The 11,780-nt window shown below is 70.0% G+C and carries 13 protein-coding genes; all 13 read left to right on the top strand.

What is annotated here, in order from left to right; genetic code table 11:
* Positions 1–81: 81 nt before the first annotated feature.
* The 13 genes from rpmE (at position 82) to atpA (ending at position 11,772) form a co-directional block, all read left to right on the top strand.
* Complete coding sequence (gene rpmE, locus NX794_RS34930) at positions 82–306, top strand: 50S ribosomal protein L31 (protein ID WP_009190627.1); 225 nt, start codon at positions 82–84, stop codon at positions 304–306.
* 106 nt (positions 307–412) lie between these two features.
* Entirely contained in the window at positions 413–1,480 is a 1,068-nt protein-coding gene (gene prfA, locus NX794_RS34925) for a peptide chain release factor 1 (protein WP_258783731.1), read from the top strand.
* 39 nt (positions 1,481–1,519) lie between these two features.
* Positions 1,520–2,365: a peptide chain release factor N(5)-glutamine methyltransferase gene (prmC, locus tag NX794_RS34920; RefSeq protein WP_258783730.1), complete on the top strand. Its 846-nt coding sequence runs from the start codon at positions 1,520–1,522 to the stop codon at positions 2,363–2,365.
* A 50-nt stretch (positions 2,366–2,415) separates the two neighbouring features.
* Complete coding sequence (locus NX794_RS34915) at positions 2,416–3,063, top strand: L-threonylcarbamoyladenylate synthase (RefSeq protein ID WP_258783729.1); 648 nt, start codon at positions 2,416–2,418, stop codon at positions 3,061–3,063.
* Complete coding sequence (locus NX794_RS34910) at positions 3,060–3,737, top strand: arsenate reductase/protein-tyrosine-phosphatase family protein (RefSeq protein WP_258783728.1); 678 nt, start codon at positions 3,060–3,062, stop codon at positions 3,735–3,737. Before NX794_RS34915 ends, NX794_RS34910 begins: the two co-directional genes overlap by 4 nt.
* Before the next feature lie 112 nt (positions 3,738–3,849).
* Entirely contained in the window at positions 3,850–5,088 is a 1,239-nt protein-coding gene (locus NX794_RS34905; protein WP_258783727.1) for a serine hydroxymethyltransferase, read from the top strand.
* A gap of 152 nt (positions 5,089–5,240) precedes the next feature.
* The gene (locus NX794_RS34900; RefSeq protein ID WP_258783726.1) at positions 5,241–6,560 is read left to right on the top strand and encodes an MraY family glycosyltransferase; all 1,320 of its coding nucleotides are present in this window, start codon (positions 5,241–5,243) and stop codon (positions 6,558–6,560) included.
* A 301-nt stretch (positions 6,561–6,861) separates the two neighbouring features.
* Positions 6,862–7,275: a Cg1360 family ATP-synthase-associated protein gene (locus NX794_RS34895; RefSeq protein WP_258783725.1), complete on the top strand. Its 414-nt coding sequence runs from the start codon at positions 6,862–6,864 to the stop codon at positions 7,273–7,275.
* Between the two features lie 225 nt (positions 7,276–7,500).
* Positions 7,501–8,322 carry a F0F1 ATP synthase subunit A gene (atpB, locus tag NX794_RS34890; protein WP_258783724.1) on the top strand — a complete coding sequence of 274 codons (822 nt, stop codon included), beginning with the start codon at positions 7,501–7,503 and terminating at the stop codon, positions 8,320–8,322.
* A 75-nt stretch (positions 8,323–8,397) separates the two neighbouring features.
* The gene (gene atpE, locus NX794_RS34885) at positions 8,398–8,628 is read left to right on the top strand and encodes an ATP synthase F0 subunit C (protein WP_028804225.1); all 231 of its coding nucleotides are present in this window, start codon (positions 8,398–8,400) and stop codon (positions 8,626–8,628) included.
* Between the two features lie 41 nt (positions 8,629–8,669).
* Positions 8,670–9,215, top strand: coding sequence for a F0F1 ATP synthase subunit B (locus NX794_RS34880; RefSeq protein ID WP_258783723.1), 546 nt, complete (start codon positions 8,670–8,672; stop codon positions 9,213–9,215).
* Positions 9,212–10,027 carry a F0F1 ATP synthase subunit delta gene (locus tag NX794_RS34875; protein ID WP_258783722.1) on the top strand — a complete coding sequence of 272 codons (816 nt, stop codon included), beginning with the start codon at positions 9,212–9,214 and terminating at the stop codon, positions 10,025–10,027. Before NX794_RS34880 ends, NX794_RS34875 begins: the two co-directional genes overlap by 4 nt.
* A 152-nt stretch (positions 10,028–10,179) precedes the next feature.
* A complete protein-coding gene (gene atpA, locus NX794_RS34870) occupies positions 10,180–11,772 on the top strand; it encodes a F0F1 ATP synthase subunit alpha (protein WP_258783721.1) in 1,593 nt (530 codons plus the stop codon).
* Positions 11,773–11,780 lie beyond the last annotated feature (8 nt).

Genomic DNA, 11,780 nt, shown 5'->3' with positions numbered 1-11,780 from the left:
CAGACTGGTACGTCGGCTCCGGTTCACGCCTTCGCAGTCCGCGGTGGCGACCCGGCGCCCTCCCGAAACCTAGGAGACACCTTGAAGCGCGAGATCCACCCCGAGTACGTCGAGACGCAGGTCAGCTGCACCTGTGGCGCGTCGTTCACCACCCGCAGCACCATCGAGTCCGGCACCATCCGGGCCGAGGTCTGCTCCGAGTGCCACCCGTTCTACACGGGCAAGCAGAAGATCCTCGACACCGGTGGCCGTGTGGCCCGCTTCGAGGCCCGCTTCGGCAAGGCTGCCGCCGGCTCCAAGAAGTAGCGAGCCCCCATTCGCCGGTCCCACGGCCACGCCCTTCCGGGGTGTGCCCGGGACCGGCGTTTTTGGTCGCCCGCCCTTCCCTTCACCGCAGTACAGGAGCCGAAAGATGTTCGAGGCCGTCGAGGAGCTCGTCGCCGAGCACGCCGACCTGGAGACGAAGCTCGCCGACCCGTCGGTCCACGCCGACCAGGCGAACGCGCGCAAGCTGAACAAGCGCTACGCCGAGCTGACCCCGATCGTCGCCACGTACCGCTCCTGGAAGCAGACCGGCGACGACATCGAGACCGCGCGCGAGCTGGCCGCCGACGACCCCGACTTCGCCGCCGAGGTCAAGGAGCTGGACAAGCAGCGCGAGGAGCTGACCGAGAAGCTGCGCCTGCTGCTCGTCCCGCGCGACCCCAGCGACGACAAGGACGTCATCCTGGAGGTCAAGGCGGGCGCCGGCGGCGACGAGTCGGCGCTGTTCGCCGGCGACCTGCTGCGCATGTACCTGCGCTACGCGGAGCGCGTCGGCTGGAAGACCGAGATCATCGACGCCACCGAGTCCGAGCTGGGCGGCTACAAGGACGTCCAGGTCGCGGTGAAGGCCCGCGGGAACGCCGAGCCCGGCCAGGGCGTGTGGGCGCGGCTGAAGTACGAGGGCGGGGTGCACCGCGTGCAGCGGGTGCCGGCCACCGAGTCGCAGGGCCGTATCCACACCTCCGCCGCCGGCGTGCTGGTCACCCCGGAGGCCGAGGAGGTCGACGTCGAGATCAACCCCAACGACCTCCGCATCGACGTCTACCGGTCCTCCGGGCCGGGCGGCCAGTCGGTCAACACCACCGACTCCGCGGTGCGCATCACGCACCTGCCGACCGGTGTCGTGGCCTCCTGCCAGAACGAGAAGAGCCAGCTCCAGAACAAGGAGCAGGCGCTGCGTATCCTGCGTTCCAGGCTGCTCGCCATGGCGCAGGAGGAGGCGGAGCGCGAGGCCGCCGACGCCCGCCGCAGCCAGGTCCGCACCGTGGACCGCTCCGAGAAGATCCGCACCTACAACTTCCCGGAGAACCGCATCTCCGACCACCGCGTCGGCTTCAAGGCGTACAACCTGGACCAGGTCCTGGACGGCGACCTCGACGCGGTGATCCAGGCCTGCGTCGACGCCGACTCGGCGGCGAAGCTGGCGGCCGCGTAAGAGGCGTACGCACGGACCAGTACGACACGGAGGACTTGCGTGAACCTGCTGCTCGCGGAGGTGGCCCAGGCCACCCAGCGCCTGGCCGACGCCGGCGTGCCCTCGCCGCGCAACGACGCGGAGGAGCTGGCCGCGTTCGTGCACGGCGTGAAGCGCGGCGAGCTGCACTCCGTGCGGGACGCGGACTTCGACGCCCGGTACTGGGAGGTCATCGCCCGGCGTGAGCAGCGCGAGCCGCTCCAGCACATCACCGGCCGGGCGTACTTCCGCTACCTGGAACTCCAGGTCGGCCCCGGCGTGTTCGTGCCCCGGCCGGAGACCGAGTCCGTGGTCGGCTGGGCCATAGACGCGGTCCGCGCCATGGACGTGGTCGAGCCCTGCATCGTCGACCTGTGCACCGGCTCCGGCGCCATCGCGCTGGCCCTCGCCCAGGAGGTGCCGCGCTCGCGCGTGCACGCCGTGGAGCTGTCCGAGGACGCCCTCGTGTGGACCCGCAAGAACGTGGCCGGCTCCCGCGTCGACCTGCGCCAGGGCGACGCGCTGGCCGCCTTCCCCGACCTGGACGGCCAGGTCGACCTGGTCGTCTCGAACCCGCCGTACATCCCGCTCACGGAGTGGGAGTACGTCGCTCCCGAGGCCCGCGACTACGACCCGGAGCTGGCGCTCTTCTCCGGCGAGGACGGCCTCGACCTGATCCGCGGCATCGAGCGCACCGCGCACCGGCTGCTGCGCCCGGGCGGTGTCGTCGTCATCGAGCACGCCGACACTCAGGGCGGCCAGGTGCCGTGGATCTTCACCGAGGAGCGGGGCTGGGCCGACGCGGCCGACCACCCCGACCTCAACAACCGCCCGCGGTTCGCCACCGCCCGCAAGGCGCTGCCGTGAGCAGCCCCACCACTTCAGTCCGGCAGTACGTGTACGAGGAGGCCCGCGCAATGGCACGGCGATACGACACCAACGACGCCACCGACCGTGTGACGGGTCTGCGCGAGGCCGCGTCCGCCGTCCGCCGGGGCGAGCTGGTGGTCCTGCCGACCGACACCGTGTACGGCATCGGCGCCGACGCGTTCTCCTCGGAGGCCGTCGCCGACCTGCTCGCCGCCAAGGGCCGGGGCCGCAACATGCCCACGCCCGTCCTCATCGGCTCCCCGAACACCCTGCACGGTCTCGTCACCGACTTCTCGGAGCAGGCATGGGAACTGGTCGACGCGTTCTGGCCGGGCGCCCTGACGCTGGTCGCCCGGCACCAGCCGTCCCTCCAGTGGGACCTCGGCGACACCCGGGGCACGGTCGCCGTACGCATGCCGCTGCACCCGGTCGCCATCGAGCTGCTCACCGAGGTCGGCCCGATGGCCGTCTCCTCCGCCAACCTGACCGGGCACCCGTCGCCGGAGACCTGCGACGCCGCCCAGGACATGCTCGGCGACTCCGTCTCCGTCTACCTCGACGGCGGCCCGACCCCGGGCAACGTGCCGTCGTCCATCGTGGACGTCTCCCGCGAGGTGCCGCTGCTGCTGCGCGAGGGTGCCATCTCGCCGGAGGAGCTGCGCAAGGTCGTACCCGACCTCGAGGTGGCGAATTGACGGCCCCTGAGGCGGGGCGTGGCATAGGCGGCGGGGAACAGGTCGCGGAGCGGACGAGCACCTTCGGCTTTCCGCCCGACTCCTTCCGCATCCTCCATGTCAGCACCGGCAACGTGTGCCGCTCACCCATCACCGAGCGGCTGACCCGCCATTTCGTGACGGAGCGGCTCGGCGTGCTCGGCGGCGGGCTGATCGTGGAGAGCGCGGGCACCTGGGGCCACGAGGGCGCGCCGATGGAGGCCAACGCGGAGGCGGTGCTGACCGAGTTCGGCGCGGACACCGCCGGCTTCATCGGCCGGGAGCTGCTGGACGAGCACGTCATCATGGCCGACCTGGTGCTGACCGCCACCCGCGACCACCGCGCCCAGGTCATCTCCATGGGCCACTCGGCGGGCCTGCGCACCTTCACGCTGAAGGAGTTCACCCGCCTGGTCCGGGCGATAGACCCGACCACCCTGCCGCCGCTGGAGGACGGGGTGGTGCTGCGGGCCCGTGCGCTGGTCCGTGCCGCCGCCGCGCTGCGCGGCTGGCTGCTCGCCCCGACCGCCGAGGCGGACGAGGTCTACGACCCCTACGGGGCGCCCCTGCCGTTCTTCCGCTCCATCGGGGACGAGATACGGGACGCGCTGGACCCGGTCGTCACCGCGCTGACCGGCGTACCCGCACACACCTGAGCGGGCGACTCGCGCACACCTAGGCGGACAGGGCGGGACGTGACGACCGCGCGTCCCCCGCACCCCGGGCCTACATTGGGGATACGTCACCGTCGACAGCCCGGAGCCCGCCATGTCGGTCACCACCCCGCACGAGACCGACGTCCTGCGGCGGCAGGACCCGGAACTGGCCGACATCCTGCTCGGGGAGGCGCGGCGGCAGTCCACGACGCTCCAGCTCATCGCCGCCGAGAACTTCACCTCGCCCGCCGTCCTCGCCGCCCTCGGCTCACCGCTTGCCAACAAGTACGCCGAGGGCTACCCCGGCGCCCGGCACCACGGCGGCTGCGAACTCGTGGACGCCGCCGAACGCCTCGCCGTCGAGCGGGCCCGGGCGCTCTTCGGGGCCGAACACGCCAACGTCCAGCCGCACTCCGGGAGTTCGGCCGTCCTCGCCGCCTACGCGGCCCTGCTGCGCCCCGGTGACACCGTGCTCGCCCTCGGCCTGCCGCACGGCGGCCACCTCACCCACGGCTCGCCGGCGAACTTCTCCGGCCGCTGGTTCGACTTCGTCGGCTACGGCGTCGACGCCGAGACCGGGCTCGTCGACCGCGACCAGGTGCGCCACCTGGCCCGCAACCACCGGCCCAAGGCGATCGTCTGCGGCTCCATCGCCTATCCCCGGCACATCGAGTACGCCTTCTTCCGGGAGGTCGCCGACGAGGTCGGCGCCTATCTCATCGCGGACGCCGCGCACCCCGCCGGCCTGGTCGCCGGGGGAGCGGCGCCCAACCCGGTGCCGTACGCGGACATCGTCTGCGCCACCACGCACAAGGTGCTGCGCGGACCGCGCGGCGGAATGATCCTGTGCGGCGCGGAACTGGCCGAGCGCGTCGACCGGGCGGTGTTCCCCTTCACCCAGGGCGGGGCGCAGATGCACACCATCGCCGCCAAGGCCGTCGCGTTCGGGGAGGCGGCGGCGCCGGCGTTCGCCGCGTACGCCCACCAGGTGGTCGCCAACGCGCGGGTGCTGGCCGGCCACCTGGCCGCCGAGGGGCTGGCCGTCACCACCGGCGGCACCGACACCCACCTGATCACCGCCGACCCGGCCCCGCTCGGCGTCGACGGCCGCACCGCCCGCGGCCGGCTGCTCGCCGCCGGCCTGGTGCTGGACTGCTGCGCGCTGCCGCACGGCGACGGCCGCGGCCTGCGGCTGGGCACGGCCGCGGTGACCACGCAGGGCATGGGGGAGCCGGAGATGGTACGGATCGCGGCGCTGCTCGCGTCGGTGCTGCGCGGTACGGCGGACCCGGCGGCGGCGCGGACCCAGGTGCGGGAGCTGACCGAAGGATTTCCGCCGTATCCGGAGTGACCGAGCGGAGGCGGATACCCCTGCGAACCGGTCGGATACCGCCGCACACAGCCACCCGTGCAACCATCATCGCTACCCGGAAGTCCTCATCCGTATGCGTCCGTCGCTAGGGTGTGGGGCTGTGATGGCCAGCGAGACCTGTGGGGAAGCCCGTGCGTGAATACCTGCTGACGCTCTGCATCACGGCCGCGGTGACCTACCTGCTGACAGGGCCGGTACGGAAGTTCGCGATCGTGGCGGGGGCGATGCCGGAGATCCGGGCACGTGACGTGCACCGGGAACCCACTCCGCGACTCGGCGGTATCGCCATGTTCTTCGGGCTGTGCGCGGGCCTGCTGGTCGCCGACCACCTGACCAACCTCAACGAGGTCTTCGTCAAGTCGAACGAGCCGCGCGCCCTGCTTTCCGGCGCTGCCCTGATCTGGCTGATCGGCGTCCTGGACGACAAGTTCGAGATCGACGCCCTGATCAAGCTGGGCGGCCAGATGATCGCCGCGGGCGTGATGGTCATGCAGGGTCTGACGATCCTGTGGCTGCCCATCCCCGGCATCGGCAACGTGGCGCTGACCCAGTGGCAGGGCACGCTGCTGACGGTCGCGCTGGTCGTCATCACGATCAACGCGGTGAACTTCGTGGACGGCCTCGACGGTCTCGCGGCGGGCATGGTGTGCATCGCGGCGGCGGCGTTCTTCCTGTACTCGTACCGCATCTGGTACTCGTACGGCATCGAGGCGGCGGCCCCGGCGACGCTGTTCGCGGCGATCCTGATGGGCATGTGCCTCGGTTTCCTGCCGCACAACATGCACCCGGCGCGGATCTTCATGGGCGACTCGGGCTCGATGCTGATCGGCCTGGTGCTGGCGGCCGGCGCGATCTCCATCACCGGCCAGGTGGACCCGGACGCGCTCGCCCTGTTCACCGGTTCGGAGAAGGCGGCGGTCCACCAGACGGTGCCCGTCTACATCCCGCTGATCCTCCCCCTGACGATCATCGCGGTGCCGGCCGCCGACCTGATCCTGGCGATCGTCCGCCGCACCTGGCGCGGCCAGTCCCCGTTCGCCGCCGACCGGGGCCACCTCCACCACCGCCTGCTGGAGATCGGCCACTCGCACAGCCGGGCCGTGCTGATCATGTACTTCTGGTCGGCCCTGATCGCCTTCGGCGCGCTGGCCTACTCGGTCAACTCCGCCTCCATGTGGATCGTCCTCGGCGTGGTCTTCCTGAGCGCGGTGGGCCTGGTCCTGCTGCTGCTCCCGCGCTTCACGCCGCGGGTACCGGTGTGGGCCCAGCGGTTCGTCCCGCCGCGCTACCGCAGGCGCGGCGGCGCCCCCGCGGAGACGGTGACCGAGGACTCCGCGGCAGCGCCGGACACCGACGAGGCAGGCGAGCGCACCCCCGTCCCGGCCGGTGTCGCGGGCGTCAACGGGGCGACGGCGATCGGACCCCGTTCGCGTTTCCTGAACCGTCCCTGAGGCGGCCAAGGTAAGAATCTGACTAGAGCATTGCCAACTCGTGGGGGAGCAAAGCCCCCTAATACCAGACAACTGGGCCCGGTTTTTGCACAGACGGGCACTGTCACTCTCATGTGTGACAGCAAGCACACCAAGCAGGTAAAGACCTCATCAAATAGTTTGTGATACGGTTCACGAGAACCCGGGACAGAGCCGAAGGCGCTTGCGCGACGGCCCGATGGTGCGAGGTAACGAACACTCGGCCCGGGACTACGCTCGTCCATGACGACACCCTGCCCCCTGTGAAAGCGGAGTTGCCGCCATGCCGTCCAATGACGTCCGGATCCTGGCTCAGGCCGCCGTGCCCACGGCTGCCGTCGGCGCGATCGCCGCCGTCGTCAGCGGTGTGGTCGCGGGCGGCGAGGGAGCCATCGGGGCCGGCGTCGCGACGGTCATCGTGCTGCTGTTCATGGGGCTCGGCCTCTACGTCCTGCAGCGCACCGCCACATCGCTTCCGCATCTGTTCCAGGCCATGGGGCTGATGCTCTACGCGGCGCAGATCCTGCTGCTCTTCGTCTTCGTGGCGGCGTTCAAGCACACCACGCTGTTCAACCCCCGCGCCTTCGCGATCACGCTCGTCGCCGCCACCCTCGCCTGGATCGGCGCGCAGACGCGTGCGCACATGAAGTCCAAGATCCTGTACGTCGAGCCCGACAAGTCGGGGCACTCGTCGTGAGGGGTAGGGCCGGGATAAAGGCACATGAGAGATCCTGCTATCGTCCGGTGCCAACTGCGGCATCGCGGGCGCGGGCAATCGAGCTGACGCCTGCTCAATCGCGAGGCGAGATGCCCCCCAGCCGCCCCCACATCCGTAACACCAGTCCCGTGCCGAACCGCGGCCCCGCGCCGCGCCGACACAACGAGGTTGCCGTACCTATGCGCCACGCTGAAGGAGCCCGCGGTGAGTGCTGATCCGACGCAGGTGCTCGCCTTCGAGACCGACTGCCACATCTTCGACGGCTGTGGCTTCCCGGCTCCCGGCCTGCACTCGTTCCTGTTCAAGCCCCTGTGGGGCGACGGCGACAGCAACGTGTACTTCAACAAGACGATGCTGCTGGCGCTGCTCGGTTCCATCATCATCGTCGGCTTCTTCTGGGCCGCCTTCCGTAAGCCGAAGGTCGTCCCCGGCAAGCTGCAGATGGTCGCCGAGGCGGGCTACGACTTCATCCGCCGTGGCGTCGTCTACGAGACCATCGGCAAGAAGGAAGGCGAGAAGTACGTCCCGCTCGTCGTCTCGCTGTTCTTCTTCATCTGGATGATGAACCTCTGGTCGATCGTTCCGGTCGCCCAGTTCCCGGTGACGTCGATCATCTCGTACCCGCTGGTCCTCGCGGTGATCGTGTACGTCCTGTGGGTCTCGCTGACCTTCAAGCGGCACGGCTTCGTCGGCTTCTTCAAGAACGTGACCGGCTACGACAAGTCGCTGGGCGCGGTGCTGCCGCTGGCGATGACCATCGAGTTCTTCTCGAACCTGCTGGTCCGTCCGTTCACCCACGCGGTGCGACTGTTCGCCAACATGTTCGCGGGCCACACCCTGCTGCTGCTCTTCACGATCGCCAGCTGGTACCTGCTGAACGGCATCGGCATCGCCTACGCCGGCGTCAGCTTCATCATGACCATCGTGATGACGGCCTTCGAGCTCTTCATCCAGGCTCTGCAGGCGTACGTCTTCGTTCTGCTGACGTGCACCTACATCCAGGGCGCCCTCGCCGAGCACCACTGAGCGCCGCCCCGCCCCACCCCCCGATCGTCCGGTGGCCAACCCCCACCGGTCCGTAAAGAAGAAGGAAGAACTGGCATGTCCCAGACCCTTGCCGCCGTCTCCGGTTCGCTCGGTTCCATCGGTTACGGCCTTGCCGCCATCGGCCCCGGCGTCGGCGTCGGCATCATCTTCGGTAACGGCACCCAGGCCCTCGCCCGTCAGCCCGAGGCGGCCGGTCTGATCCGCGCCAACCAGATCCTCGGCTTCGCCTTCTGTGAGGCGCTCGCCCTGATCGGCCTGGTCATGCCGTTCGTCTACGGCACCTGATCCACCGATCAGCGAAAGCCCACTAGACGAAAGGCACTGACATGAGCCAGCTGCTCATCACGGCGGCCGAGAGCGGCGAGAACCCTCTCATCCCGCCGATCCCCGAGCTCGTCATCGGCCTGCTCGCCTTCGTCATCGTCTTCGGCTTCCTCGCCAAGAAGCTCCTCCCGAACATCAACAAGGTTCTGGAAGAGCGTCGCGAGGCCATCGAGGGCGGTATCGAGAAGGCCGAGGCCGCGCAGACCGAGGCCCAGAGCGTCCTTGAGCAGTACAAGGCTCAGCTCGCCGAGGCCCGGCACGAGGCCGCGCGTCTGCGTCAGGAGGCGCAGGAGCAGGGTGCCGTGCTCATCGCCGAGATGCGGGCCGAGGGCCAGCGTCAGCGCGAGGAGATCGTGGCCGCCGGTCACGCGCAGATCGACGCCGACCGCAAGGCCGCCGCGTCCGCGCTGCGCCAGGACGTCGGCAAGCTCGCCACCGACCTGGCCGGCAAGCTCGTCGGCGAGTCCCTTGAGGACCACGCCCGCCAGAGCCGTGTGATCGACCGCTTCCTCGACGACCTCGAGGAGAAGGCCGAGGCCACGCGATGAACGGAGCGAGCCGCGAGGCACTGTCCGCCGCCCGGGAGCGTCTCGACGCGCTGACGGACTCCACGTCCGTCGACGCCGCGCAGCTCGCCGACGAGCTGGCGGCCGTCACCGCGCTGCTCGACCGCGAGGCCGGCCTGCGCCGGGTCCTCACCGACCCGGCGCAGGCCGGAGAGGCGAAGGCGACGCTGGTCCAGCGTCTGATCGGCGCCCAGGTCAGCGGTCCGACCGCCGACCTGGTGTCCGGGCTGGCCCGGTCCCGCTGGTCGCAGCCGCGCGACCTGGTCGACGCGCTGGAGGAGCTGGCGGACATCGCCGACCTCACCGCCGCGGAGAAGACGGGCACGCTCGACGACGTCGAGGACGAGCTGTTCCGGTTCGGCCGGATCGTCTCCTCCAGCACCGGGCTGCGCGCCGCGCTGACCGACCGTGCTGCCGGGGCGCGGGCCAAGACCGAGCTGCTGCACCGGCTGCTCGTCGGTCGCGCCAAGCCCGCCACCGAGCGGCTGGTGACGCGCCTGGTGACCGTGGCACGTGGACGTAGCCTGGAAGCGGGACTGGAGTCCCTGTCCAAGCTGGCCGCCGAGCGCCGGGACCGCGTGGTCGCCGTCGTCACCTCGGCGGTGCCGCTGAGCGACGGACAGAAGCAGCGCCTCGGCGCCGCCCTGGCCAAGCTCTACGGTCGTCGGATGCACCTCAACCTGGACGTGGACCCCGATGTCGTAGGCGGCATCCGGGTCCAGATCGGTGACGAGGTCATCAACGGCTCGGTCGCGGACCGGCTGGAGGACGCCGCCCGCCGACTGGCGAGCTAGCAACAACGCACCCGGGTTCCGCGGAACCCGGGAGACCGCAGTACGTACTTACGGCCCGGTTGGGCCGTGCAGAGGATTCACCTCCTGTTGGGGGGAGTCCCCATCCCCCCAAAGTGAAACTTCGGGCCCAACAAGGAGAGCAGGGAACCCAGATGGCGGAGCTCACGATCCGGCCGGAGGAGATCCGGGACGCGCTGGAGAACTTCGTCCAGTCGTACAAGCCGGACGCGGCCTCGCGCGAGGAGGTCGGTACGGTCACCCTTGCCGGCGACGGCATCGCGAAGGTCGAGGGCCTGCCCTCGGCCATGGCCAACGAACTGCTGAAGTTCGAGGACGGCACCCTCGGCCTCGCGCTGAACCTGGAAGAGCGCGAGATCGGCGCCATCGTCCTCGGTGAGTTCAGCGGCATCGAGGAGGGTCAGCCGGTCACCCGTACCGGCGAGGTCCTCTCCGTCGCGGTCGGCGAGGGCTACCTCGGCCGTGTCGTCGACCCGCTCGGCAACCCGATCGACGGCCTCGGCGAGATCGAGACGTCCGGCCGCCGCGCCCTTGAGCTGCAGGCCCCCACGGTCATGCAGCGCAAGTCGGTGCACGAGCCGATGGAGACCGGCTACAAGGCCGTCGACGCGATGACCCCGATCGGCCGCGGTCAGCGTCAGCTGATCATCGGTGACCGCCAGACCGGCAAGACCGCCCTGGCCGTCGACACGATCATCAACCAGCGCGACAACTGGCGCACGGGCGACCCGAAGAAGCAGGTCCGCTGCATCTACGTCGCCATCGGCCAGAAGGGCTCCACCATCGCCGGCGTGCGCCGCGCGCTGGAGGAGAACGGCGCGCTGGAGTACACGACCATCGTCGCCGCCCCGGCGTCCGACCCGGCCGGCTTCAAGTACCTGGCGCCGTACACCGGTTCGGCCATCGGCCAGCAGTGGATGTACGAGGGCAAGCACGTCCTCATCATCTTCGACGACCTGTCCAAGCAGGCCGATGCCTACCGCGCCGTGTCGCTGCTGCTGCGCCGCCCGCCGGGCCGTGAGGCCTACCCGGGTGACGTCTTCTACCTGCACTCTCGCCTGCTGGAGCGCTGCGCCAAGCTCTCCGACGACATGGGTGCCGGTTCGATGACCGGTCTGCCGATCGTCGAGACCAAGGCCAACGACGTCTCGGCGTTCATCCCGACCAACGTCATCTCCATCACCGACGGCCAGTGCTTCCTGGAGTCGGACCTGTTCAACGCCGGTCAGCGCCCCGCGCTGAACGTCGGTATCTCCGTCTCCCGAGTCGGTGGTTCCGCGCAGCACAAGGCGATGCGCCAGGTCTCCGGCCGGCTCCGTGTCGACCTCGCCCAGTTCCGTGAGCTGGAGGCGTTCGCCGCCTTCGGTTCCGACCTGGACGCGGCCTCGAAGTCCCAGCTGGAGCGCGGTCAGCGCATGGTCGAGCTGCTGAAGCAGGACCAGTACCAGCCGATGGCCACCGAGGACCAGGTCGTCTCCGTCTGGGCCGGCACCAACGGCCGGATGGACGAGGTCCCGGTCGCCGACATCCGCCGCTTCGAGCGCGAGCTGCTGGACTACCTCCACCGCAAGGAGGCGGGCCTGCTCACCTCCATCCGCGAGGGCGCCAAGATGTCCCAGGACACCATCCAGGCGATCGACGACGCGGTGGCGGAGTTCAAGAAGCAGTTCGAGACCTCGGACGGCAAGCTGCTCGGCGAGGACACTCCTGCCGCTGCCGCCAAGTGACGTAAGGA

This window comes from Streptomyces pyxinicus, assembly GCF_024753135.1.
In the GTDB taxonomy this organism is placed as follows: domain Bacteria; phylum Actinomycetota; class Actinomycetes; order Streptomycetales; family Streptomycetaceae; genus Streptomyces; species Streptomyces pyxinicus.
The sequence above is the reverse complement of the archived record's forward strand: the minus strand, read 5'-3'. Positions and strand labels throughout refer to the sequence as shown.

Excerpts from the sequence above, each read along its gene's own strand:
- prfA (WP_258783731.1), top strand. The coding sequence starts at position 413 with ATGTTCGAGGCCGTCGAGGAGCTCGTCGCCGAGCACGCCGACCTGGAG.
- NX794_RS34915 (WP_258783729.1), top strand. The coding sequence starts at position 2,416 with ATGGCACGGCGATACGACACCAACGACGCCACCGACCGTGTGACGGGT.
- NX794_RS34905 (WP_258783727.1), top strand. The coding sequence starts at position 3,850 with ATGTCGGTCACCACCCCGCACGAGACCGACGTCCTGCGGCGGCAGGAC.
- NX794_RS34895 (WP_258783725.1), top strand. The coding sequence starts at position 6,862 with ATGCCGTCCAATGACGTCCGGATCCTGGCTCAGGCCGCCGTGCCCACG.
- atpE (WP_028804225.1), top strand. The coding sequence starts at position 8,398 with ATGTCCCAGACCCTTGCCGCCGTCTCCGGTTCGCTCGGTTCCATCGGT.
- NX794_RS34880 (WP_258783723.1), top strand. The coding sequence starts at position 8,670 with ATGAGCCAGCTGCTCATCACGGCGGCCGAGAGCGGCGAGAACCCTCTC.
- NX794_RS34875 (WP_258783722.1), top strand. The coding sequence starts at position 9,212 with ATGAACGGAGCGAGCCGCGAGGCACTGTCCGCCGCCCGGGAGCGTCTC.
- atpA (WP_258783721.1), top strand. The coding sequence starts at position 10,180 with ATGGCGGAGCTCACGATCCGGCCGGAGGAGATCCGGGACGCGCTGGAG.